General features: G+C 71.6%; 21 protein-coding genes and 1 tRNA gene. 14 read left to right on the top strand and 8 right to left on the bottom strand.

The window, feature by feature from the left end:
- Positions 1–80: 80 nt before the first annotated feature.
- Positions 81–689, top strand: coding sequence for a hypothetical protein (locus ACZ6JT_RS17250; RefSeq protein WP_469210625.1), 609 nt, complete (start codon positions 81–83; stop codon positions 687–689).
- A complete protein-coding gene (locus ACZ6JT_RS17245; RefSeq protein ID WP_469210623.1) occupies positions 686–1,162 on the top strand; it encodes a hypothetical protein in 477 nt (158 codons plus the stop codon). Before ACZ6JT_RS17250 ends, ACZ6JT_RS17245 begins: the two co-directional genes overlap by 4 nt.
- Before the next feature lie 161 nt (positions 1,163–1,323).
- Here ACZ6JT_RS17245 and ACZ6JT_RS17240 read toward each other — a convergent pair.
- Positions 1,324–1,398: transfer RNA gene (locus ACZ6JT_RS17240), tRNA-Cys, on the bottom strand.
- A 181-nt stretch (positions 1,399–1,579) separates the two neighbouring features.
- Between ACZ6JT_RS17240 and ACZ6JT_RS17235 the strand changes: the two genes are divergently transcribed.
- The 6 genes from ACZ6JT_RS17235 to ACZ6JT_RS17210 all read left to right on the top strand — a co-directional run bounded on the left by ACZ6JT_RS17235 (position 1,580) and on the right by ACZ6JT_RS17210 (position 7,676).
- Positions 1,580–3,034: an MFS transporter gene (locus ACZ6JT_RS17235; RefSeq protein WP_469210621.1), complete on the top strand. Its 1,455-nt coding sequence runs from the start codon at positions 1,580–1,582 to the stop codon at positions 3,032–3,034.
- A gap of 43 nt (positions 3,035–3,077) precedes the next feature.
- A complete protein-coding gene (locus ACZ6JT_RS17230) occupies positions 3,078–3,275 on the top strand; it encodes an Arc family DNA-binding protein (RefSeq protein ID WP_469210738.1) in 198 nt (65 codons plus the stop codon).
- Positions 3,276–3,659 (top strand): type II toxin-antitoxin system death-on-curing family toxin, encoded by a 384-nt coding sequence (locus tag ACZ6JT_RS17225; RefSeq protein ID WP_469210619.1) that lies wholly within the window; start codon positions 3,276–3,278, stop codon positions 3,657–3,659.
- A 115-nt stretch (positions 3,660–3,774) separates the two neighbouring features.
- Positions 3,775–5,559, top strand: a complete 1,785-nt coding sequence (locus tag ACZ6JT_RS17220; protein ID WP_469210617.1) for a DEAD/DEAH box helicase — start codon at positions 3,775–3,777, stop codon at positions 5,557–5,559.
- Positions 5,560–5,982: 423 nt separating this feature from the next.
- Positions 5,983–6,624 carry an IclR family transcriptional regulator gene (locus ACZ6JT_RS17215; protein WP_007264382.1) on the top strand — a complete coding sequence of 214 codons (642 nt, stop codon included), beginning with the start codon at positions 5,983–5,985 and terminating at the stop codon, positions 6,622–6,624.
- 254 nt (positions 6,625–6,878) lie between these two features.
- A complete protein-coding gene (locus tag ACZ6JT_RS17210; protein WP_469210615.1) occupies positions 6,879–7,676 on the top strand; it encodes a YlbL family protein in 798 nt (265 codons plus the stop codon).
- On the opposite strand, the gene ACZ6JT_RS17205 is transcribed toward ACZ6JT_RS17210, so the two are convergent.
- The 3 genes from ACZ6JT_RS17205 to ACZ6JT_RS17195 form a co-directional block, all read right to left on the bottom strand.
- The gene (locus ACZ6JT_RS17205) at positions 7,615–8,946 is read right to left on the bottom strand and encodes an MFS transporter (RefSeq protein ID WP_469210614.1); all 1,332 of its coding nucleotides are present in this window, start codon (positions 8,944–8,946) and stop codon (positions 7,615–7,617) included. The two genes, ACZ6JT_RS17210 and ACZ6JT_RS17205, sit on opposite strands and share 62 nt — an antisense overlap.
- A gap of 42 nt (positions 8,947–8,988) precedes the next feature.
- Entirely contained in the window at positions 8,989–9,618 is a 630-nt protein-coding gene (locus ACZ6JT_RS17200) for an ArsR/SmtB family transcription factor (protein ID WP_469210612.1), read from the bottom strand.
- A 64-nt stretch (positions 9,619–9,682) separates the two neighbouring features.
- Entirely contained in the window at positions 9,683–10,162 is a 480-nt protein-coding gene (locus ACZ6JT_RS17195) for an Lrp/AsnC family transcriptional regulator (RefSeq protein WP_469210610.1), read from the bottom strand.
- Between the two features lie 141 nt (positions 10,163–10,303).
- Here ACZ6JT_RS17195 and hppD point away from each other — a divergent pair, with 141 nt between their 5' ends.
- Positions 10,304–11,449, top strand: a complete 1,146-nt coding sequence (hppD, locus tag ACZ6JT_RS17190; RefSeq protein ID WP_383567870.1) for a 4-hydroxyphenylpyruvate dioxygenase — start codon at positions 10,304–10,306, stop codon at positions 11,447–11,449.
- A gap of 167 nt (positions 11,450–11,616) precedes the next feature.
- Here the strand turns inward: hppD and ACZ6JT_RS17185 are convergent, their stop codons facing one another.
- Positions 11,617–13,125 (bottom strand): tetratricopeptide repeat protein, encoded by a 1,509-nt coding sequence (locus ACZ6JT_RS17185; protein ID WP_469210607.1) that lies wholly within the window; start codon positions 13,123–13,125, stop codon positions 11,617–11,619.
- Positions 13,126–13,249: 124 nt separating this feature from the next.
- Here ACZ6JT_RS17185 and ACZ6JT_RS17180 point away from each other — a divergent pair, with 124 nt between their 5' ends.
- Positions 13,250–14,632: an FAD-binding oxidoreductase gene (locus ACZ6JT_RS17180; protein WP_469210605.1), complete on the top strand. Its 1,383-nt coding sequence runs from the start codon at positions 13,250–13,252 to the stop codon at positions 14,630–14,632.
- 44 nt (positions 14,633–14,676) lie between these two features.
- On the opposite strand, the gene ACZ6JT_RS17175 is transcribed toward ACZ6JT_RS17180, so the two are convergent.
- Positions 14,677–15,156: an SsgA family sporulation/cell division regulator gene (locus ACZ6JT_RS17175; protein WP_469210603.1), complete on the bottom strand. Its 480-nt coding sequence runs from the start codon at positions 15,154–15,156 to the stop codon at positions 14,677–14,679.
- A 255-nt stretch (positions 15,157–15,411) separates the two neighbouring features.
- Between ACZ6JT_RS17175 and ACZ6JT_RS17170 the strand changes: the two genes are divergently transcribed.
- A complete protein-coding gene (locus ACZ6JT_RS17170; protein WP_469210601.1) occupies positions 15,412–16,809 on the top strand; it encodes an RDD family protein in 1,398 nt (465 codons plus the stop codon).
- A 745-nt stretch (positions 16,810–17,554) separates the two neighbouring features.
- On the top strand, positions 17,555–18,292 hold the full coding sequence (locus tag ACZ6JT_RS17165; RefSeq protein WP_469210599.1) for an RDD family protein: 738 nt from the start codon (positions 17,555–17,557) through the stop codon (positions 18,290–18,292).
- Positions 18,293–18,401: 109 nt separating this feature from the next.
- Here the strand turns inward: ACZ6JT_RS17165 and ACZ6JT_RS17160 are convergent, their stop codons facing one another.
- Positions 18,402–18,698: a hypothetical protein gene (locus ACZ6JT_RS17160; protein ID WP_469210597.1), complete on the bottom strand. Its 297-nt coding sequence runs from the start codon at positions 18,696–18,698 to the stop codon at positions 18,402–18,404.
- Between the two features lie 473 nt (positions 18,699–19,171).
- Here ACZ6JT_RS17160 and ACZ6JT_RS17155 point away from each other — a divergent pair, with 473 nt between their 5' ends.
- Both ACZ6JT_RS17155 and ACZ6JT_RS17150 read left to right on the top strand, forming a co-directional pair.
- Positions 19,172–21,526 (top strand): immune inhibitor A domain-containing protein, encoded by a 2,355-nt coding sequence (locus tag ACZ6JT_RS17155; RefSeq protein WP_469210737.1) that lies wholly within the window; start codon positions 19,172–19,174, stop codon positions 21,524–21,526.
- Positions 21,527–21,638: 112 nt separating this feature from the next.
- Complete coding sequence (locus ACZ6JT_RS17150) at positions 21,639–21,941, top strand: hypothetical protein (protein WP_037807208.1); 303 nt, start codon at positions 21,639–21,641, stop codon at positions 21,939–21,941.
- On the opposite strand, the gene ACZ6JT_RS17145 is transcribed toward ACZ6JT_RS17150, so the two are convergent.
- A complete protein-coding gene (locus ACZ6JT_RS17145) occupies positions 21,938–22,573 on the bottom strand; it encodes an isochorismatase family protein (protein WP_469210594.1) in 636 nt (211 codons plus the stop codon). The genes ACZ6JT_RS17150 and ACZ6JT_RS17145 overlap by 4 nt on opposite strands.
- Positions 22,574–22,667: the final 94 nt, after the last annotated feature.

Here is a 22,667-nt window from a genome sequence, read left to right as displayed (position 1 = left end):
GTCAGGTGCAGGGAGGACGCATGGGCTTTTTCCGTAGGCTTGGCAAGAAGGACCAGCAGGAGACTAGGGCCCCAGTGAGGATGGCCGAGCGACGCGTGGCCGTACGTCGTGGCCCGGTCGACGTCACCGCCGATCGGCAGAGTCGCCGCGATGCTATTAGGAAGGCATTTGTCGATCCTCCCAATCCAAGCCTAAAGGTGGGCTGGGCCGATCCGGAATATCAACGCCATGTACAGAAGTGGTTGGCAACTGGTGCGGTGATCCTTAATCGCTTGAGTGACTCGCGCCAGGATCGTACGCCGGAAGGGGTTCGGCTCCTCCTTGTTGAACGTGGCATTCTCCGGGACGGTGCCATGGCGCTGGAGGACGACTGGGGCCTTGTTGAAGCGATCGAGGAATTTATCGGTCGACTACGCGGACTGGCTGTCGATGTTGATCGTCGCCCCTTCGTGAATCGCCTGGGTGAGGATATTTGGCGTGCTCTCTCCGAGCTTCCCTGGGCGCGGTCGGTTAACAGCTCCCTCCGTAGGGCCTTTGAGCAGTGCAAGCAGGATGAGGCTGTGTTGGCAGCAGAGGAAACAATTGAACATACGCTTGCTCGGCTCTTTCTTCTCCTCGGTCCGCCTCCTGAGTCATCGGCGATGGACTATGAACCAGCCGGTCGCGGCGGTGGAGGCGCGGAACAGTGAGCCTTGAAAACAGCAGCACCGCTCCAGTGCCGAGGGGGGACGATCCCCTGCTGTCCGCCGGACTTGAGATTGCGATGAAGTGGGGACAGGCGCTCGGTGGACCTGAGCAGCTTCAGGTTGCGCTGGCAGCTCTTGAGCCGCAATTGAAGCGCGAGCATCAGGTTCGCCTCAAGCAATTGGATATGCAGGAGAAGAGGGCCGAACGGCAGACGCGTGAAGTGCGTGAGATGCGCAATCATCGATTCCGCATGACCAGCCTTGTTGTTGGTGCGGTTCTGAGCGTTGCCATGCTGGCTGGCGGAGTCTACGTGGCCAAGGATGCTTGGTGGCTCGCCTCTTTGCTTTGCGGTCCAAGTCTCATCTCCATGGCGGTCATTATCATCCTGCGGCGTCACGACAACGAGGCCATGAAAATGGTCGCGGACACCGCGCGGAGAGCGACGAACGCTGCTTCGCAGGCGCAGGTTCCTTGAGCAAGTGTTGGTTGCCTGCGCTGCAGCCGAAAGATGACCGGTAGGAAGCTCTGGGCCGGCGTGCGAGCCGCAGCGGCCAACTGAGACGGAAAACGAGACGGACAGCGACGGGGATGCACCCTGACTAGAGTGCATCCCCGTCGTTTGGCCTGGTCAGGCCCTGGAAGCCGTGACCGGAATCGAACCGGCGTAACTCGCTTTGCAGGCGAGTCCCTCAACCACTCGGGCACACGGCTGTGAGGTGGTGATGTGCACGACCGTACGGGGGCCGCGGGGGAGCGGGAAGGGCTGCGCGGCGGGTGCAACACGACTGCCATGCCGCGTTCACAGTGACCCGATGGCCTAGGTCTCCGGGAGGAGGCGGGATCCGTCGAATAGACAGGGTCGAGATGGGGCTACGCACCTTACTCTGGGGCGATGAGTGCCCTCGAGCCCCGCGTGCCCCAGCGAACCGTGCCGATCCCGCCCCTGCAGCAGGGCGGGGTCCTCGGGCCCGCGTACCGGACGCTCAGCATCGGGATCATCTCCGTCATCTTCCTGATCGCCTTCGAGGCCACCGCCGTGGGGACGGCCATGCCCGTCGCCGCGCGCGAGCTGGAGGGGATCGGGCTCTACGCCTTCGCCTTCTCCGCCTACTTCACCACCAGCCTCTTCGGCATGGTCCTGTCCGGGCAGTGGGCCGACCGGCAGGGGCCGCTGCGGCCGCTGACCGTCGGCATCGCCTCGTTCGCCTCCGGACTCGTGGTGTCCGGGACCGCCGGGGCCATGTGGGTGTTCGTGCTCGGCCGGGCCGTGCAGGGCTTCGGCGGCGGGCTGGTCATCGTCGCCCTGTACGTGGTGGTCAGCCGGGCCTACGAGGAGCGGCTGCGCCCCGCCATCATGGCCGCCTTCGCCGCGAGCTGGGTGGTCCCCTCGATCGTCGGGCCGCTTGCCTCGGGGACGGTCACCGAGCACCTCGGCTGGCGGTGGGTGTTCCTCGGGATACCGGCCCTCGTCGTCGTGCCGCTGGTCGTGGCCCTGCCGGCGATACGCCGGACCGCGTCCGGGCCCGTCGACCCGGACGCGCCGCCCGTGGCCTTCGACCGGCGGCGGATCCGGCTGGCCCTCGGGATCTCGCTGGGCGCGGGGCTGCTCCAGTACGCCGCCCAGGACCTGCGGTGGCTGTCGCTGCTGCCGGGCATCGCCGGCGCGGCCCTGCTGGTGCCCGCCGTGCTCGGGCTGCTGCCGCGCGGGACGTACCTGGCGCGGCGCGGACTGCCGTCCGTTGTGCTGCTGCGCGGGGTGGCCGCGGGCTCGTTCATCGCCGCGGAGAGCTTCGTACCGCTGATGCTGGTCACCCAGCGGGGGCTGAGCCCGACGCTCGCCGGGTTCTCGCTCGCGCTGGGCGGAGTGACCTGGGCGGGCGGCTCGTGGGTGCAGTCGAAGGGACGGATGGCCCCGTACCGGGAGCGGCTGATGGTGGCCGGCATGGTGATGGTGGCCCTGGCCATCGCCGCGGCGCCCGCCGTGCTCGTCGAGTCCGTGCCGGTGTGGACGCTGGCGCTGGCCTGGGCGGTCGGCTGCCTGGGCATGGGGCTGGTGATCGGTTCCACGAGCGTGCTGCTGCTGAAGCTGTCGGCGCCGGAGGAGGCGGGGGCGAACTCCGCCGCGCTGCAGATCTCGGACGCGCTGGCGAACGTGGTGCTGCTGGCGGGCGGCGGCGCCGCCTTCGCCGCGCTGGGCGGCGGAGCCGTCGGCGCCTCCCACGCCCTGACGGACGGGGCGTCGGCCTCGCACCCCGCCGCCTTCGTGGTGGTGTTCCTGCCGATGGCCTGCGTGGCCCTGGTGGGGGCGTGGGTCGCAACCCGCCTGGACGGCCCGCCGGGAAAGTAGTACCACAATGGCCCCATCGGGGTGGTACCGTTTTGGTATGGCGATGAACCTGCGTCTCCGCGACGACCAGCAAGAGGCCCTGAAGCTCCGTGCCGAGGAGGAGGGCCGCAGCATGCACGCCGTAGTGCTCCAGGCGATCGACCGCTACCTCGAACAGGAGGCGGACCGCGATACGGTGCGTCGGCTGGGTGCGAAGTACGCGAAGAGCCACGCCGACCTGCTGCGCCGCCTGGGGGAGTAAGTGAAGTACCTGACCGTCCAGGAAGCCCTGGACCTGGCGGAGCTCGCCATGGGGGGGCAGCAGGTCGCGGTACGCGATCTCGGCCTGCTCAGCTCCGCCGTGCACCGGCCGCAATCCCAGATGTTCGGGGTCGAGGCGTACACGGACCTGTTCGAAAAGGCCGGTGCGCTGCTCCAGTCCCTCGCGGTGAACCATCCGCTGGTGGACGGCAACAAGCGCATGGCCTGGATGTGCACGGTCGTGTTCCTCGACTTCAACGGGACCGAAATGGTCGACGTCGATCAGGACGAGTCGTACAAGCTGGTGATCGAAGTGGCCACCGGCACCCTGGAAGAGGTGGCACAGATCGCCCGGAGGCTGCGGGCGTTGCACGAAGCGATGTGACGCTCGCCGCACCGCGCGAGGTCACGGGCCTGTCCCTCCGCGAGGGGCGGGCCCGTCCCGGTAGGGTGGCCCGGTTGTCCTACGTACGACTGCCGAGAGCGACGAACCGGAGACCGTGACTACTACCGCCTCCCACCACCTCTCACCCGCCTTCCCCGGCCGCGCCCCTTGGGGTACGGCGGGCAAACTGCGCGCCTGGCAGCAGGGAGCGCTGGACCGGTACATCGAGAAGCAGCCGCGGGACTTCCTCGCGGTCGCCACCCCCGGCGCAGGCAAGACGACCTTCGCGCTGACCCTCGCCTCCTGGCTGCTGCACCACCACGTGGTCCAGCAGGTGACCGTGGTCGCGCCGACCGAACACCTGAAGAAGCAGTGGGCGGAGGCGGCGGCGCGGATAGGCATCCGGCTGGACCCCGAGTACTCCGCCGGACCGCTCAGCAAGGACTACCACGGGGTCGCCGTCACCTACGCCGGTGTCGGCGTGCGCCCGATGCTGCACCGCAACCGCTGCGAGCAGCGCAAGACCCTCGTCATCCTCGACGAGATCCACCACGCCGGTGACTCGAAGTCCTGGGGCGAGGCCTGCCTGGAGGCCTTCGACCCGGCGACCCGGCGACTGGCCCTGACCGGTACGCCCTTCCGGTCCGACACGAACCCCATCCCCTTCGTCTCGTACGAGGAGGGGAACGACGGGATCCGCCGGTCGTCCGCCGACTACACCTACGGCTACGGGAACGCACTCGGCGACGGCGTCGTCCGGCCCGTCATCTTCCTCTCCTACAGCGGCAACATGCGCTGGCGCACCAAGGCGGGCGACGAGATCGCCGCCAAGCTCGGCGAGCCGATGACGAAGGACGCCATCTCGCAGGCCTGGCGCACCGCGCTGGACCCGCGCGGCGACTGGATGCCGAACGTGCTGCGCGCCGCCGACCAGCGGCTGACGGAGGTCAGGAAGGGCATCCCCGACGCGGGCGGCCTCGTCATCGCCTCCGACCAGGACTCGGCGCGCGCCTACGCCAAGCTGCTGCGGGAGATCACGGGCAGCAAGGCGACCGTGGTGCTCTCCGACGACACCGGCGCGTCGAAGCGGATCGACGAGTTCAGCGCGGACGGCAGCCGCTGGATGGTCGCGGTCCGGATGGTGTCCGAGGGCGTCGACGTACCGCGCCTCGCGGTGGGCGTGTACGCGACGACGATCTCGACCCCCCTCTTCTTCGCCCAGGCCGTCGGGCGCTTCGTGCGCTCGCGCAGGCGCGGCGAGACCGCGTCCGTGTTCCTGCCGACCATCCCCTACCTCCTCGGCTTCGCCAACGAGATGGAGGTCGAGCGCGACCACGTCCTCGACAAGCCGAAGAAGCAGGGCGAGGAAGACCCGTACGCCGAGTCCGAGAAGGAGATGGACGAGGCGAACAAGCAGGAGGACGAGGACACCGGCGAGGACGAGCAGATGTCCTTCGAGGCGCTGGAGTCCGACGCGGTCTTCGACCGGGTGCTCTACGACGGCGCCGAGTTCGGCATGCAGGCGCACCCTGGCAGCGAGGAGGAGCAGGACTACCTCGGCATCCCCGGACTGCTGGAACCGGACCAGGTGCAGATGCTGCTGCAGAAGCGGCAGTCGCGGCAGATCGCGCACAGCCGCCGCAAGCCGGACTCCGAGGCGGACCTGCTGGAGCTGCCGGCGGAGCGGCGGCCGGTGGTCTCGCACAAGGAGCTGCTGGAGCTGCGGAAGTCGCTGAACACGATGGTCGGCGCGTACGTCCACCAGAGCGGCAAGCCGCACGGGGTGATCCACACGGAGCTGCGCCGGGTGTGCGGCGGGCCGCCGAGCGCGGAGGCGACGGCGGGGCAGCTGCGCGAGCGGATCAAGAAGGTGCAGGAGTGGGCCACCCGCATGCGGTGAGTCCACGAGAACGGTTCACACAGAGCAGTTCACACAGAACAGGGGACGGGGTCCGTGCGGAGCATCGCACGGACCCCGTTCTGCCGTGAACGCCCCGGCCCCGTACGGGAGGCCGTCCGCGGTGCCGCCCAGGGCGGTCGTGGGGCGGTGAAGGCCTCCTGTGCAAAGTGAGGTTACGAATCGGCACCGGTAGCGATCAGGAATCGGCATAAACGGGTAGCACGCGCCCGGATTCTGGACGAGCCCTTCCGCTGAGCGGACCTGCTCGCTACTGTCCCCGCATCGAACGCACCGTGGCAGCGCCGCCGCGGGAGCGCAGCCGGTGCCATGGCCGCTACCGGCGGCCTCTCCGTGCGCCGCCGCGGGACCGGCGGCGTTCCACCCCGAGAGTCACCGCCGCTCACCGAAAGAGGGAGAGGCGTCGTGACCGCGGAAACCTCCCAGACTCTCGACAGAGGGCTCAGAGTCCTCAAACTGCTCGCCGACACCGACCACGGTCTGACCGTCACCGAGCTCTCCAACCGCCTCGGTGTGAACCGCACCGTGGTCTACCGACTCCTCGCCACGCTCGAACAGCACGCCCTGGTCCGCCGCGACCTCGGCGGCCGGGCCCGCGTCGGTCTCGGCGTACTGCGGCTGGGCCGGCAGGTGCACCCCCTCGTACGCGAGGCGGCCCTGCCCGCGCTGCGCTCCCTCGCCGAGGACATAGGCGCCACCGCCCACCTGACCCTCGTCGACGGTACCGAGGCGCTCGCCGTCGCCGTCGTGGAGCCGACCTGGACGGACTACCACGTGGCCTACCGGGCCGGCTTCCGCCACCCGCTGGACCGCGGGGCCGCCGGGCGGGCCATCCTGGCCGCCCGTCAGGGCTCCCTCATCGAACCCGGGTACACGCTGACGCACGGCGAGCTCGAAGCGGGCGCGAGCGGCGCTGCCGCGCCGCTCGTGGGGATCACCGGGCTGGAGGGCAGCGTCGGGGTCGTCATGCTGGCGGACGCGGTGCCGGAGCGGGTGGGGCCGAGGGTGGTGGACGCGGCGCGCGAAGTCGCCGACGCCCTTCGCTAGGCCGCGGGCTCGGCGGATCGGGGGGGCTTCCTGCCGCGCTGCCGGGGGCGCTGCCCCCGAGCCCCCGCGCCTCAAACGCCGGCGGGGCTGGAAGAGCGCCTCGAACGCCGGCGGGCTGGATTAGGTCGGCGCGGCCGGATCGGCCCGGCGGTGCTGCGTCGCGCGGGCGGATCGGCCCGGCGGGGTTGAAGTGGCGCGGGGGGCTGGATTGGCCGGCGGGGCCGGAGCTGTGCGCGGCCGGATAGATTGGGCGCGTGCTCTCAGCCCTCTCACGTCTGTCGCGTCCCGTTGCCCTGGCCGTCTGCGCCGTACCCGTGGTCGGGTTGCTCGTCGCCGCGGCCTTCGCGCCGTTGCCCTACGTGGTCGCCGTGCCCGGGCCGACGGCCGACGTGCTCGGGTCCGACCAGGGCAAGCCGGTCATCACCGTCAGCGGGGCGCCCGTCCGGGAGACCGAGGGCCAGCTGCGGATGACCACCATCCGGGCCACCGGGCCGTCCTCGACCATGCGGTTGCACGAGCTCGTCGACCACTGGTTCAAGACCGACCAGGCGGTCATGCCCAAGGAGGCCGTCTACTCCTCGGGCGGAAGCGACGAGGAGATCGAGAAGCACAACCTGGAGGAAATGGCCAAGTCGCAGTCGGCCGCCGCCGAGGCCGCGCTCGGCTACCTCCACAAGGACCCCGAGGACGTGAAGGTCGACCTCAACCTCGCCGACGTCGGCGGCCCCAGCGCCGGCCTCCTCTTCTCCCTCGGCGTCGTCGACAAGCTCGACGGCGACGGCAGCGGCGGCGACCTCACCGGCGGACGCAGCATCGCCGGTACGGGAACCATCACCGCCGACGGCACGGTCGGCGCGGTCGGCGGAGTGGCCCTGAAGACCCAGGCCGCGCGGCGCGACGGGGCGAGCGTGTTCCTCGTACCGAAGGCCGAGTGCGCGGACGCGCGCTCCGAGCTCCCCGAAGGCCTGCGGCTGGTCCCCGTCACCTCGCTCACGGACGCGGTGAACTCCCTGCGCGCGCTGAAGCGGGGAGAGGACGTTCCGTCCTGCTGACGGCCGGCGCCCGGTCCAGGCCGCGCCAGGCGGGGAAGACCAGCGGGGCGAGCGTCGTCAGCAGGTAGGTGCCGCCGAACAGCAGCAGCGCCCGGCCGACCCCGAACCCGTCGACCAGCAGGCCCGCCGCCAGCCCGCCCAGCGGCATGGTCAGCTCACAGCCGGCCGTGGTCACCCCCGCGACGCGGCTGCGCAGCTCCTCCGGCACCTGCTCGTACATGACCGTCGTCAGGATCGGGTTGAGCACGCCCGCGCCCAGCCCGGCCAGGGCCATCGTCACCGCGAGCGGCAGCGGGGTGTCGGTGACGGCGGCCACCACGTACCGGGTCGCCCCGGAGACCAGGAAGGCCCCGGCGAACACCGCCCGGCGCGGGAACCGCTCCCCCCACATCCCGTAGAACAGGGCGCCCAGCAGCGCGAAGCCGCCGAAGAGGGAGATCATCAGGCCGAGCGTGGCGGCCCCGCCGAGGGCGTCCCGGCCGTGCACCGGCAGCAGTACCGAGGACCAGCCCTGGTCCAGGCCGTTGGTCATCATGACCATCACCGTGATGCCCAGCAGCAGCCGGGAGCGGGTCAGGAAGGCCCAGCCCTCGGCCAGTTCGGCGCGGTACGCCGCGAAGGACGCCTTCCCGGCGGCCCGTTGCGGCTCGGCGGCCGGGACCCCGCGCAGGAACACGGCGACCAGCAGCGCCGACGCACCGAAGGTCGCCGCGTCCAGCAGCAGTACGGTCTCGGCGCCGAAGGCCGCGATCAGTACGCCGGCCACGGCGGCCCCGATCATCCGGGCCCCGCGCGAGACCGCGTCGTAGAGTCCGGCCGCCCGGGTGACGGTGGTGCCGGCGTGCTCGGCCAGGTTCGGCAGGAGCACGCCCCGGGCGGTCAGGCCCGGGGTGTGCACGAGGCCGCCGAGGGCCATCAGCGCGCACAGCATCCAGAACTCCAGCACGCCCGCGTGGTGCAGCAGCGGGATCGCGCCGACCGCCAGACCGCTGATCAGGTCGGAGGCGACGGAGACCCGGCGGCGGCCGATCCGGTCGATGACCGGGCCGCCGACCAGGGCCGCCACGACGACGGGCAGGGTGGCGCAGAAGGCGACGACCCCGGCCCGGCCGGCGCTGCCGGTGGTCTGCAGCACGAACCACGGCACGCCGATGAGGGTCAGTGAACTTCCGGCTATGGAGATGGTGTTGGCGGCCAGTACGGCGATCAGCGGGCGCTTGTCCGTACGGCGCTCCGCGCGCGGCGGCCCGTCGGGGAGTAAGGCGTGCACAGCGGGACTCCTGGCATGAGGGGGGAGGGCGTGGAGGGGGCGCTACTCGGCTCGGCGGGTGCCTTCCTCGGCCGTCTCGCGCGGGAAGGCGTGCGTGTGGAAGCGGACCGCCTTCGTGCCCTCCGAGGCCGGCAGGTCGCGATAGCTGTTGATCAGGTCGTGCATCTTGTGGATCAGTTCGTGGCTCTGCGCGGGGGTCAGGTGCAGGGTGAAGTCGCTCATGTCCGCGCCGCGCCGCCACTCCGTGGGCCAGTTGTGGGCGTTGCCGAGCCAGGTGCTCAGCTCCTGCGTGTGGATCGTCGCGATCTCGTGCAGGAAGAGGTCCGCCGCGCCGCGCACGGCCGGGTCCTCGTCGAGCGTCAGCGTCTCGTCGAACGCCGTGGCGTCGTACACGGCCCGCCACCAGCGTTCGCGGCCCTTGCCGTGCTCGGGCGCGTCCTCGACGAACCCGTGCGCCGCGAGCTGGCGCAGGTGGTAGCTGGTGGCGCCGCTCGACTCCCCGAGCCGGTCGGCCAGCCGGGAGGCGGTCGCGGGGCCGTCGTGGCGCAGGGCGCCCAGCAGGCGGATGCGCAGGGGATGGGCGAGGCCGCGCAGTGAACGGGCGTCGAGCGTACGGACGTGGGGCTCTGCGGGTTCCGCAGGCCCTGCGGGTTCCACCGGCTTCTCGGGCATGGCTCGACGATAGAGTTGCAAAGAATCCTGTGCAAGGGTTTCTTTGCAACGTCTTCTTTGGATGTCAGACCCGGGTGTCGTCCCCGGCCGCCTGCTCGACCAGCGGGATGATCCGCAGGGGCACGGGGTTCTCCATCACGATCGCCGTCGAGGCCCGCACGATCCCCTCGAACCCGACGACGCGGTCGATCACCCGTTGCAGGTCGGCGTTGGACCGCGCCACCAGCCGGCACAGCATGTCCCCGTGCCCGGTGGTGGTGTGCAGCTCCAGTACCTCCGGCACCCCGTCCAGGTGGGCCCGTACGTCGGCCCCCTGCCCCTGCTTGATCTCCAGTGTGGCGAAGGCGGTCACCGGATACCCGAGGGCCGTCGGGTCGACTTGCGGACCGAACCCGCGGATGACCCCGTTCGACTGGAGCCGGTCGAGGCGCGCCTGCACCGTCCCGCGGGCCACGCCGAGACGCCTGGAAGCCTCCAGGACCCCGATCCGGGGCTCGCGGGCGAGCAGGACGATGAGCCGGCCGTCGAGTTCGTCGATGCCCATGGACGCCTCCAGGTGCCCACGCGTGCCCGTGGGTGGTCATAGTGCACAGATGTTTCAGCCATCCTGCGCTCAGACTGGTCATCCTGTACAGCCAAACAGGAAACTATTGCGCAGCTTGTGGATCGGCGGGACTCTGCGCTCATGACTGAGACCCTCGACACCACCCCGCACACCGCGCGTGAGGCCGACCCCTTCCCGGTGAAGGGCATGGACGCGGTCGTCTTCGCCGTCGGCAACGCCAAGCAGGCCGCGCACTACTACTCGACCGCCTTCGGCATGAAGCTCGTGGCCTACTCCGGACCGGAGAACGGCAGCCGCGAGACGGCCAGCTACGTCCTGACCAACGGCTCCGCGCGCTTCGTGCTGACCTCGGTCATCAAGCCGGCGACCGACCACGGCCGCTTCCTGGCCGAGCACGTCGCCGAGCACGGCGACGGCGTCATCGACCTCGCCATCGAGGTCCCGGACGTCCGCGCGGCGTACGCGTACGCCGTCGAGCAGGGCGCCCGCGGCCTGGACGAGCCCTACGAGGTCAAGGACGAGCACGGCACCGTCGTGCTCGCCGCGATCGCGACGTACGGCCAGACCCGCCACACGCTGGTCGAGCGCGGCGACTACACCGGCCCGTACCTCCCCGGCTACGTGGCCGTCGAGCCGATGGTCGCGCCCCCGGCCAAGCGGACCTTCCAGGCCATCGACCACTGCGTCGGCAACGTCGAACTCGGCCGGATGAACGAGTGGGTCGCGTTCTACAACAAGGTCATGGGCTTCACGAACATGAAGGAGTTCGTGGGCGACGACATCGCGACCGAGTACTCGGCGCTGATGTCCAAGGTGGTCGCGGACGGCACCAAGAAGGTCAAGTTCCCGATCAACGAGCCGGCGATCGCGAAGAAGAAGTCGCAGATCGACGAGTACCTGGAGTTCTACGGCGGCCCCGGTGTCCAGCACATCGCGCTGGCCTCGAACGACATCGTCGCGACCGTGCGCTCGATGCGCGCCGCCGGCGTCCAGTTCCTCTCCGTCCCGGACAGCTACTACGACACGCTCGGCGAGTGGGTCGGCGACACCCGGGTGCCGATCGACGAGCTGCGCGAGCTGAAGATCCTCGCCGACCGCGACGAGGACGGCTACCTGCTGCAGATCTTCACCAAGCCGGTGCAGGACCGCCCGACCGTCTTCTTCGAGATCATCGAGCGCCACGGCTCGATGGGCTTCGGCAAGGGCAACTTCAAGGCCCTGTTCGAGGCGATCGAGCGCGAGCAGGAGAAGCGCGGCAACCTCTAGCCGTCCCCAGCGGCTTCGGGCCCCCCGGCCGGCGCCGGGGGGCCCGCCCGTGTCCTGGCCGATGGCGTCGCGGCTCCATGAGGGGAGGGCCGCGGCGCCGGCCGGCCGGGTCGGCCAGCCAACCGGGTCGGCCGGTCAGCCGGGTCGGCGGGCCGGGGACAGGGCGGTCAGCGGCCGGAGGGCGACGGAGACGCCTTCGGCTCCTGGGACGCCTTCGGCTTGGGATTCGGCTTGGGCAGCTCCGGCTCCACCCACGGAGTGGCCGGCTGCAGGTGCTCCGGGCCGCCCGGCGGTGGCTGGCCGATCGCCGCCAGGGCCGCCTTGGCCAGCGGCCCGCGCAGCGGCGAGAAGTGCGGGTTCGTCCGCGCGGTCTCCTGCAGGTGGCGGCGGGCCGCCGCCACATCGCCGAGGCCGCGCTCGATCATCGCCCGGTGGTACGAGAAGTCCGAGCTGCGCAGGCCCTGTTCCGTGGCCTTCTTCGCGTACTCCAGCGCCGCCTCGTCCTCGCCCGCCTGGTGCAGCGCCCACCCCAGCGCGTCCGCCACCTGCACGCTCTTGTGCCGCGACCACTCCTGCGACAGCCGCCGCACCGCCGCCGCCGGATCGCCGTGGTCCGCCTCGTACAGGCCGAGGACCACGTCGTCGTTGACGCCGTTCTGAGCGTCGCGCGCCGCCAGCGGGCCGATCATGTCGTACGGAACGCGCGCCTCCTGCGTCCGGCCCAGCGACTCCAGCAGCTCGCCCAGTTCCCTGGCCAGCTGCGGCACCGGGGTCCGGCCCAGCGCCAGCCGGTAGTCCCGCACCGCCTCCCCGGAGCGGCCCAGCGCGGCCAGCGCACGCGCCCGGCCGCCCAGCGCCTCCGCCTGCGCCGGATCCGTCCGCAGCGCACCCTCGTACTGCCGCAGCGCCTCCGCCGCGTCGCCCCGCTCCCACGACAGCTCCCCGAGCCGGAACAGCGCGTACGCCTTCTCCGCCGGGGCCTTCGCCGCGCCGGCCGCCTGCTCCATCGAGACCACCGCGTCCTCGCGCCAGCCGCGGTCCCGGTACACCTGCGAGGCCCGCACGTACGCCGCCAGGCCCGGCCGCAGCTCCAGCAGCAGCTCCATCGCCTTCTGCGCGCCCTTGTAGTCGCCGAGCCCCGTGTACGCGTCCACGAGCACCGGGTACGCCGTCCAGCGCTTCGGCGCCTGCGCCCGTACGAGCTCACCCCACTTCCTGGCGGTCCCGAAGTCCCGGCGGACATTGGCCAGCGCGCCCATGCCCGTCATCGCGTCGAAGTTGCCCTTCTCCGCCGGGCGGACCTCCAGCGAGCGCTTCAGCGCCTTCTCCGCCTTCGGGAACCAGCCCGAGTCCGCGGTGCGCCGGGCCTGTTCGACGTACGCGGAGCCGAGGACGGCCCACGAGGCGTCGTCGTCCGCGTGCTTCGCGACCCACTTCTCCCGGTCCGCCACCAGCGCCGTCAGGTCCACCGCCGCCGCTGGAGCACCCATGCCCACCGCCGACGCGGCGCGTTCGCTCGGCCCCGGCGGGCGGGCGTCGTCACCGGTCCGGGCGGGGCGGATCAGCAGGGCCCCGGCGATCAGGACCAGGGCGACCGCGGCGGGCACGAGCGTCTTGCGGCCGGTGAAGGTCACGGGCGGCGCCGGCGTCTGTGATTCCTCGTCGATACGGTCCATGGGGTCACTGTGCGTCAATATGAAGAGTTCACGGAGGTGCCCGAAGAGGGGCGCGGGCGTGTTCACACCGATGGTCCCGCGACGACCCCTGTGAGGGGCCCCACCGGGGTGCCAGGCTGGTCCCATGGATGACGATCTCTCCGCACGTCTGCGAGCGGACCTCCTCGACGGGCTGCCGGCCGACGCCCTGCTCACCGACCCCCAGGTGACGGCCTCCTACGCCACCGACATGGCCGACTTCTGCGCCGCCGGGACCCCGGCCGTCGTCGTACTGCCCCGGACCGTCGAACAGGTCCGGCACGTCATGCGCACCGCCACCGCCCTACGGATCCCCGTCGTCCCCCAGGGCGCCCGTACGGGCCTGTCGGGCGGCGCCAACGCCTCCGACGGCTGCATCGTGCTCTCCCTGGTGAAGATGGACCGGATCCTGGAGATCAGCGCCGTCGACCGGATCGCCGTCGTGGAACCGGGCGTGGTGAACGCCGTGCTCTCGCGGGCCGTCGCCGAACAGGGCCTGTACTACCCGCCCGACCCCTCCAGCTGGGAGCAGTGCACCATCGGCGGCAACATCGGCACCGCCTCGGGAGGCCTGTGCTGCGTCAAGTACGGGGTCACCGCCGAATACGTGCTCGGACTCGACGTGGTCCTGGCCGACGGACGGCTGCTGCGCACGGGCCGGCGCACCGCCAAGGGCGTCGCCGGGTACGACCTCACCCGGCTCTTCGTCGGCTCCGAGGGCAGCCTCGGCGTCGTCGTCCAGGCCGTCCTCGCCCTCAAGCCCGCGCCGCCCCGGCAGCTCGCGCTGGCCGCCGAGTTCCCCTCCGTCGCGGCGGCCTGCGAGGCCGTCTGCGCCGTCATGGAGGCGGGCCTGACCCCCTCGCTGCTGGAACTGATGGACCGCACGACCGTCCGCGCCGTCAACGCCCTCGGCAAGATGGGACTGCCGGAGGCCACCGAGGCGCTGCTCCTGGCCGCCTTCGACACCCCGCACGCCCCGGACGACCTCGCGGCCGTGGGGGAGCTGTGCACCGCCGCCGGGGCCACCGCCGTCGTGCCCGCCGAGGACCAGGCGGAGTCGGAACTGCTGCTGCAGGCCCGCCGGATGTCCTTCCCCGCGCTGGAGGCCCTGCGGCCCGCGACGATGATCGACGACGTCTGCGTACCGCGCTCGCGGCTCGCCGAGATGCTGGACGGGACGGCCGCCATCGCCCGTACCCAGGACCTGCTCATCGGAGTCGTGGCGCACGCCGGAGACGGCAACACCCATCCGATCGTCTGCTTCGACCCCGCCGACGAGGACGAGACGCGGCGCGCCCGCGAGTCGTTCGGCGCGATCATGGCGCTGGGACTGGAACTGGGCGGGACCATCACCGGAGAGCACGGGGTCGGCATCCTGAAGAAGGAATGGCTGGCCCGCGAACTCGGTCCGGTGGGGCTGGAGATGCAGCGCGCCGTCAAGCAAGCCTTCGACCCCCTGGGACTGCTCAACCCGGGCAAGCTCTTCTGACACCGGCCCCGCGGCCGGCCGTGCGCGGCCGGGACCGTCCGTCCTCACAGGTCCCCGTCCGCCGACTCGTCCGACGGCCACGGGTCGCGCAGCCACAGGTCGTCGGCGGGGGTCGGCGTGAGCAGCTCGGCCAGGGCCGCCTCCAGGCCGAGCCGCTCGGCCTCGGTGCCGGGCGGCACCACGCGCAGGGTGCGCTCCAACCAGGCCGACACGGAACCGGCAGGAGCCTCCAGGAGGGCGTCGCCGTCGGGGGAGCTGAGCGCCATGCAGAGCACCGACTTGTCGTCGACCTTGGTGGGCCAGATCCGGACGTCGCCGTGACCGCACGGGCGGAACACCCCCTCGACGAGCAGCTCGCGGGCGAAGGTCCAGTTGACGGGGGTGCTGGAGCCGGTGTGGAAGGTGATGTGGACGGCGTACGGGTCGTCGGACAGGTAGAGGAGCCGCGCCGGGACGGGGATGCTGCGCTCGGGGGACAGGACCAGCTTCAGTTCCAGCTCGCGCTCGATGACGGGGTGGTGCATGACGGCCTCACTTCGGTTCGGTGCGCAGGGCCTGATGGCGCCCCGCATTCCGAGAGAGCGCCGATGCGCCCGGGTATGACGCGGGTTCCGGCGAAGAACCGGAGATTGGCCGAATCCTGTCGGCTGACAGAAATGAGCCGGGGCGTGAGGTTAGCTCAATGGCTTGGATTCTCCCGTTACCGGACCTGTCGGGCCGAGGTTCTTGGCTATGGTCCTCCCTTGCACAAGCCTCAAGCCACGATCGGAGTTGGGGACATGACGGCCTCCCCTGGTGACGGCGAGCACGCGGCCCGCGAGGGCTACTACCCCGATCCGTCCATCCCCGGATACATCCGGTACTGGAACGGCGCGGCCTGGGTGCCCGGCACGAGCCGCCCCGCCCCCGCCCCCGCCCCGGAGACGGGCCCGGTGTTCCTGGACGAGACCTCCGTGACCGAGGCACTGCCCGAACCCGAACCGGTGCGCGGACGGGAACCGGAGCGCGAACCGGAACGCGCGCGCGAGCCGGAACCCGTGGTGTGGCAGGCCGACCCTGTGCACCAGGCCGGCTTCGGCGGGCCCCGCGACCACCGGGTCTCGTGGGGCAGCCCGGCCGAGCCCGAACCCGAGCTCGAGGCCGGGGCCGGCCCGGCCGCCGCCCGGCCGGCGGGCATCTCCCTGGCCCGTACGCCGGCCGCGGCGGCGGCGCCCGCGGCGCCCGCGGCCTCCCTGGGAATCCTGTCGGCGCGCTCCCCGGCCGCCCAGCCCCCGGCGCCCGCGCCCGCGCCGGCCGCGGCCCCGGCTCCTGCCCCGGCTCCGGCCGTCCCCGCGCCGGCCCCCGCATGGCCCGACGCACCCGGAGCCGGGGTGTCCGGAGCCACCACCTCCTGGCCCGGGGCAGCGGCCGCCGCCCCGGCGCCCGCCGCCGCGCCCTCGCGGCCCGCCGCCCCCGCCGACCCCGGCCCCGAGGCAGGACTCCCCGCCGCCCCCCGCCCCGGCACCGCCCAGCCCGCCGAGGCGCCCCGGCACGAGGTGTGGGCGCCGCGGCCCGCGGGCGTCCGCCCGAAGGTGCCGACCCCCGAGGCGGCGGCCCCGGCGGAGCCCACCGCCCAGGGCTGGGAGCCGCGCGGGTCCGAGAGCGACCGCCCGTCCCGCCCGGCGGGCGCGGGCACCCCCCGGGCCGTCTTCGAGCGGATGGCGGACCGGGCCGTGCGCCCCGCCGGCCTGGCCCGCAGATTCGTGGCCCGCGCACTGGACTCCCTCGTCCTCACCGCCGTCGCGGCCGCCGTCGCCCGGCCGCTCCTCCCCGAGGCCACCGCCCACGTGCAGGCCAAGGTGGACGCCGCCCGCGCGAGCGGACGCACCACCACCGTCTGGCTGTTCGACACCACCATCGCGGGCCAGTTGGGCCTGGTCCTCGGCGCGGTCCTCCTCTTCGGGGTGCTGTACGAGGCGCTGCCCACCGCCCTCTGGGGTCGCACCCCGGGCAAGAAGCTGCTCGGCGTGCGGGTGCTGGCCATCGCCACGCTCCGCCCGCCGACCTTCGGCGCGGCCCTGCGCCGCTGGCTCGTGTACGCCCTCCTCGGCGTCTTCGGGAGCCTCTGGTGCCTGGTGGACCGTCCCCGCCGCCAGGCCTGGCACGACAAGGCGGCCAAAACCTACGTGGCCCGCTAGGTGCCGCCGTGAGTTTGCGCGGCGGAGGCCGGATGGTGCGGCCCGGCCGAGGGTGCGGCTCAAGGATCGGGGCTCCGCCCCGGACCCCGCTCCTCAAACGCCGGAGGGGCTGAGTTTGTGCGGCGAGGCTGAATTGGTGCGGCCCGGCCGAGGGCGCGGCTCAAGGCTCGGGGCTCCGCCCCGGACCCCGCTCCTCAATCGCCGGAGGGGCTGAACTTGCGCGGCGGAGGCCGGATGGTGCGGCCCGGCCGAGGGTGCGGCTCAAGGCTCGGGGCTCCGCCCCGCACCCCGCTCCTCAAACGCCGGAGGGGCTGAGTTTGTGCGGCGAGGCTGGAGGGGTGCGGCCTGGCTGAGGTGCGGCTCAAGGATCGGGGCTCCGCCCCGCACCCCGCTCCTCAAACGCCGGAGGGGCTGGATCGAGCTGGGTCGGCTGGGGTGGGGGTGGGTGTGTGTCGGGGTGATCCCCGCAGGGTGCCGAACGCACTGCCGCCGAGCTCTCCGACCCCTCGTCACGTTCGGCGCCCGAGGAGACGCCCCGGCGCGCGCCCGCCCCCACCCCAACCGCCCCCCGCACCCGACCAGGCCCCGGTGCAACCGGCCCCCGCACCGGCCCGGTGCAACCGACCCGCCCGAGCGGCGCAGCCAACCGGCGGGGCAGCCGACCCGCGGGGCAGCCAACCCGTCCCCTCCCCCGAACGGACGCCGTCCCGTTGCGGGGGTGGCGGAGGCGGGTTCGACTCGGGCCATGAGTACCGACCAGCCGCCGTCGGGTGAGTCGCCCGAGGAAGACCCGTTCCGCAAGAGGCCCCAGGAGCCGACGCCTCCGTCGGGCGGTTCGCCGTACGGTTCGCCGCCGCCCCCACCCCCCGGCAGCGGCCCCCCGCCGCCCCCGGGAGGTCCCGGCGGCCCGGGCGGCGGGTATCCGCCACCGCCGCCCCCGTACGGCGGCGGTGACCCCTACGGCGGCGGCCACGGCATGCCCGATCCGCTCGCCGGGATGCCCCCGCTGGCCGACTTCGGCAGGCGGCTCGCCGCCCGCATCATCGACGTGCTGATCGTCGCCGTGCCGCTGATCCTCATCCAGCTGGCCCTGGGCACGAACCGCTACATGGTCGAGACGGACCAGGGCGAGGACGCCAGCGAGGTCATCACCAGGTCGTACAGCGGCAGCGGGCTGGTGATGACACTGATCTCGATCGTCGCGTACGTCGGCTACGACTGGTGGTTCACCAGGAAGAGCGGCCAGACGGTCGGCAAGAAGGCACTGGGCCTGCGCGTCGCGATGCTCAACGACGGCAGCGTGCCGAGCTCCAACGCGGCCCTGAGCCGCGCCGCCGTGCTCTGGCTGCCGATGCTGATCTGCTGCTTCTGCATGTGCCTGTGGCCGATCGTGCTGGTGGTCTCGATCCTCGTCGACAAGCCGTACAAACAGGGCCTGCACGACAAGGCTGCCAAGACGGTCGTGGTCCAGGCCACCACCTAGCGCGGGCAGCGCGGGCAGCGCGACACGGCGCGGGCGGCCGTCCTCCGGGGCGGCCGCCCGCGCCGCGCCGTGCGCTCACTCCCGCGCACCCCGCGCGGCGGCCGAAGTCTCAGTGGTGGACGGGGTGTTCGGCCTCGGTGGTCCGGGGATCGGGCACCCGGGAGGCGGGCTCCGCTGCCCCCGCGCGCGCCGGGGCCGCGGAGGCCCCCGTACGGGCCGCGTGACGGCCGCGGCGGCGCGGCACGGGCACGGTGAGGGCGACGAGCAGACCCAGGGCGAGCGCGGCCGCGGAGATGACCGCGACCCCGAGCCCGGTACTCGTCTGCGACAGCAACAGCATGGCGATCGTCGACACGATGACCGTGGCGGACCCGTAGGCGAGCTGTGCGGCAGTCGGACGCGGCATGGCGATATCCGTCCTCGGGAGGGGAGGGGGAGTCGGCTCAACTAGGTCGCGCGTCAAGTGACTCTACGACGGGAGATGCCCGAGAGGGACCGCCGGTAAGCGTGACCTAACACACGGTGCCGGAGCACGGGGGGCGCACGGCATCATTTTCCACGCCACACCGGAGGGCGGAAATGGGGACGGGACGGACCTCCGGCGGGGTCGGGAAGCGCCCTTCGCCCCGTATGGCAGGGGAACGTCCGGATAGCGGAACTGCCTGACCGCATAGTGCAGTTGTAAGGCTCAAGTCAAGGTCTGTCTTTTCTTGCTTCCCTCCGGTCAAATGTCGTCACTTGAGACGCGCGCCGCGCGGAACCCCCCGCTCCTATGGAGAAGTTCCGACCTACGTCGCGGCCGCGGGAGGGGAACGACATCAAGTGACCAGCAATTCCGCCAGACGGCGTGCGATCCGTGCCGCCGCCGTCACCGTGACCATGGCTGCTTGTGCGACAAGCGCCACCTTCTTCAGCGTTACCGCGGCCCAGGCCGACATCAAGGGGCCGGGCGCCCCGGCGGCCGACCGGCAGGACCCGACCGCTCCCGCCAAGGTCGTCGAGCACGACCTGAAGGGCCCGTTCAGCGAGCAGCAGGCCCAGCAGCGCAAGGCCGCCCTGGACCAGGTGCTCCAGGGCAAGAAGGACATCGAGCAGCGCGGCGCCTCGAAGGTCGTCAAGCTCGACGACAAGAAGTACGTCGAGCTGGGCCGCGAGCGGACCGACAAGATCTTCACGATCCTCGTCGAGTTCGGCGACCAGGTCGACAACACGACCATGTACGACCCGGACGGCCCCGGCCCGCAGCCGGCGGTCCCGAAGTACGGCGGCACCCCCGGTCCGCTGCACAACACGATCGCCCAGCCGGACCGTGCGAAGGACAACAGCACCGCCTGGCGCAAGGACTTCAGCCGCGACTACTTCCAGGACCTGTACTTCGCCACGGGTCAGGGCAAGGACTCGCTGAAGACCTACTACGAGAAGACCTCCTCGGGCCGTTACTCGGTCGAGGGCGAGGTCGCCGACTGGGTCAAGGTCCCGTACAACGAGGGCCGTTACGGCTCCAACTACTGCGGCCAGACCAACTGCTCCAACGTGTGGGACACCGTCAAGGACGGCGTCGCCGCGTGGACGGAGGCCCAGAAGAAGGCCGGGAAGACCGACGCGCAGATCAAGGCGCAGCTGGCCCAGTACGACCAGTGGGACCGCTACGACTTCGACGGCGACGGCAACTTCAACGAGCCCGACGGCTACATCGACCACTTCCAGATCGTCCACGCGGGCGAGGACGAGTCGGCCGGCGGCGGCGTGCAGGGCACGACCGCGCTGTGGGCGCACCGCTGGTACGCCTACGGCACCGCGGCGGGCAAGACCGGCCCGGACAACAACAAGGCCGGCGGCACCCAGATCGGCAACACCGGCATCTGGGTCGGCGACTACACGATGCAGCCGGAGAACGGCGGCCTCGGCGTCTTCGCGCACGAGTACGGCCACGACCTCGGCCTGCCCGACCTCTACGACACCACCGGTGGCGGCGAGAACAGCGTCGGCTTCTGGTCCCTGATGTCGGCCGGCTCCTGGCTCGGCACCGGCAAGGACTCCATAGGCGACCTCCCGGGCGACATGAACGCCTGGGACAAGCTCCAGCTGGGCTGGCTGAACTACGACACGGCGAAGGCCGCGACGAAGTCCACCCACAAGCTGGGCGTGGCGGAGTTCAACACCAAGGACAAGCAGGCCCTGGTCGTCGAGCTGCCGAAGAAGAAGGTCCAGACGGACGTCGTCGCGCCCGCCGAGGGCTCCGCCCAGTGGTGGAGCGGCATGGGTGACGACCTCAAGAACACCCTCACCCGCTCCGTGGACCTGACCGGCAAGAAGTCCGCCGCGCTGTCCCTCAAGGGCTGGTGGGACATCGAGGCCGACTACGACTACCTCTACACCGAGGTGTCCACGGACGGCGGCGCCACCTGGACCGCGCTCGCCGGCACCGCCGACGGCACGGCCATCCCGGCCGACGCCTCCGGCAGCCCGTCGCTCACCGGTGTCTCGGGTGCCTGGAAGAACCTGAACTTCCCGCTCGACGCCTACGCGGGCAAGAAGGTCGACCTCCGCTTCCGCTACCAGACGGACGGCGGCGCGGGCGGCAAGGGCTTCACCGCCGACGCCGTGACCCTCACCGCGGACGGCTCCGCGCTGTTCACCGACGGCGCCGAGAACGGCGACAACGGCTGGACCGGCAAGGGCTTCTCCCGCATCGGCGCCAACTTCACCAAGGAGTACGCGCAGTACTACCTGGCCGAGAACCGCCGCTACGTCTCGTACGACAAGACCCTCAAGGTTGGCCCGTACAACTTCGGCTTCGGCAACACCAAGCCCGACTGGGTCGAGCACTACCCGTACCAGGACGGCCTGCTCATCTGGCAGTGGGACACCAGCCAGAAGGACAACAACACCAGCGTCCACCCGGGCCAGGGTCTGATCCTCCCGATCGACGCCAACGCCAAGCCCATGAAGTGGGCCGACGGCACCCTGCTGCGGAACAAGATCCAGCCGTACGACGCGACCTTCAGCGCCTACTCGACGGACGCGTTCACGCTGCACAAGAACGGCGAGTCGCTCTTCCTGAAGCCCAAGCCCGCCAACCTGGTCTTCGACGACCACAAGGGCAAGTACTTCTACGACGAGAACCCGACCGGATCGGTGAAGGTCACTGACACCAACACCAAGATCAAGATCCTCAAGGAGACCTACGACGGTGAGGTCATGACCGTCGAGGTGGGCCCCTCCTCGAAGTAATTCGGTAAAACCGCAGGTCAAAGCATGATCGGCCGTCGCCCTCTAGCGGGCGGCGGCCGATCGCGTTTAGATGCCCGGTACGAGTTTCTTATTGACGGGGGAGATGACAGCCATGCCCGGTGGAGGTTTCGTCAGATTGCCAGGCGGCAGCGTGGTCGTCGCGCTCACGCTGCCGAGGCCCTGCGGAGAGGGCGGAAACGTCCGCGTGCTGGTGCACGCCGCGAACCGGGCCCGCGCCCTGACCAGGCTGCGGAACCTCGGGATGCGGGCGGTGTACCTGCGGGGCAACGCGCACCCGCCGACGCCGGACGAGGTCACGGCCGTCCTGCACCACCCGGACGGCCTGCTGTGGCGCGGCGCGCCCGACCGCGCGCAGGAGCTCTGGCACCCGATCCGGGCCCTGCTGGGCACCTAGGGGGCGCCCCCGCCGTCCTGGCCGTCCTCCCGGCCGTCAGTGCCCGGCTTGTGGCTCACCAGGGTCACGCCCGCCGCACGGAGCTCGTCCAGGGCCCGTGCGGTGGTGTGCGGGGCGACGGCGGCCGTCAGGTCCAGCAGGACCCGGGTGCCGAAGCCGGCGCGGGCGGCGTCGAGGGCGGTCGCCCGGACACAGTGATCGGTGGCGATCCCGACCACGTCCACCTCGGTGACCTGCCGGTCCCGCAGCCACTGGCCGAGCGTCGCCCCGTTCTCGTCGGCGCCCTCGAAGCCGCTGTACGCGGCCTCGTACGCGCCCTTGTCGAAGACGGCGGCGACGGCGCCGGAGGCGACGGCGGGGGCGAAGTTCGGGTGGAAGCCCACGCCCTCGGTCCCGGCGACGCAGTGGACGGGCCAGGAGGTCTCGAAGTCCGGCTCGGCGGGCGGGTGCGCGAAGTGCGACCCGGGGTCGATGTGGTGGTCGCGGGTGGCGACCACGTGCCGGTACGCGGGCGTGGCCTGGCCGATGTACTCGGTGACGGCGGCGGCGACGTCGGCTCCGCCGGTGACCGCGAGGCTGCCACCCTCGCAGAAGTCGTTCTGTACGTCGACGACGATCAGTGCGCGGTGCATTTCGCGTGCCCTTCGGCTTGACGGTGTGCTGCGGCGGGCCCTGCGGGGGGCTCTTCCCCCACCCCGCCCCTTCCCGAAACTGGGGCTCCGCCCC

The sequence above is a fragment of the Streptomyces sp. NPDC046308 genome (assembly GCF_055588065.1).
This window is presented reverse-complemented; position numbering and strand designations above follow the sequence as displayed.

Excerpts from the sequence above, each read along its gene's own strand:
- ACZ6JT_RS17235 (WP_469210621.1), top strand. The coding sequence starts at position 1,580 with ATGAGTGCCCTCGAGCCCCGCGTGCCCCAGCGAACCGTGCCGATCCCG.
- ACZ6JT_RS17175 (WP_469210603.1), bottom strand. The coding sequence starts at position 15,156 with ATGCACCACCCCGTCATCGAGCGCGAGCTGGAACTGAAGCTGGTCCTG.
- ACZ6JT_RS17165 (WP_469210599.1), top strand. The coding sequence starts at position 17,555 with ATGAGTACCGACCAGCCGCCGTCGGGTGAGTCGCCCGAGGAAGACCCG.
- ACZ6JT_RS17160 (WP_469210597.1), bottom strand. The coding sequence starts at position 18,698 with ATGCCGCGTCCGACTGCCGCACAGCTCGCCTACGGGTCCGCCACGGTC.
- ACZ6JT_RS17250 (WP_469210625.1), top strand. The coding sequence starts at position 81 with ATGGCCGAGCGACGCGTGGCCGTACGTCGTGGCCCGGTCGACGTCACC.
- ACZ6JT_RS17150 (WP_037807208.1), top strand. The coding sequence starts at position 21,639 with ATGCCCGGTGGAGGTTTCGTCAGATTGCCAGGCGGCAGCGTGGTCGTC.
- hppD (WP_383567870.1), top strand. The coding sequence starts at position 10,304 with ATGACTGAGACCCTCGACACCACCCCGCACACCGCGCGTGAGGCCGAC.
- ACZ6JT_RS17185 (WP_469210607.1), bottom strand. The coding sequence starts at position 13,125 with ATGGACCGTATCGACGAGGAATCACAGACGCCGGCGCCGCCCGTGACC.
- ACZ6JT_RS17180 (WP_469210605.1), top strand. The coding sequence starts at position 13,250 with ATGGATGACGATCTCTCCGCACGTCTGCGAGCGGACCTCCTCGACGGG.
- ACZ6JT_RS17155 (WP_469210737.1), top strand. The coding sequence starts at position 19,172 with ATGGCTGCTTGTGCGACAAGCGCCACCTTCTTCAGCGTTACCGCGGCC.
- ACZ6JT_RS17230 (WP_469210738.1), top strand. The coding sequence starts at position 3,078 with ATGAACCTGCGTCTCCGCGACGACCAGCAAGAGGCCCTGAAGCTCCGT.
- ACZ6JT_RS17200 (WP_469210612.1), bottom strand. The coding sequence starts at position 9,618 with ATGCCCGAGAAGCCGGTGGAACCCGCAGGGCCTGCGGAACCCGCAGAG.
- ACZ6JT_RS17195 (WP_469210610.1), bottom strand. The coding sequence starts at position 10,162 with ATGGGCATCGACGAACTCGACGGCCGGCTCATCGTCCTGCTCGCCCGC.
- ACZ6JT_RS17170 (WP_469210601.1), top strand. The coding sequence starts at position 15,412 with ATGACGGCCTCCCCTGGTGACGGCGAGCACGCGGCCCGCGAGGGCTAC.
- ACZ6JT_RS17145 (WP_469210594.1), bottom strand. The coding sequence starts at position 22,573 with ATGCACCGCGCACTGATCGTCGTCGACGTACAGAACGACTTCTGCGAG.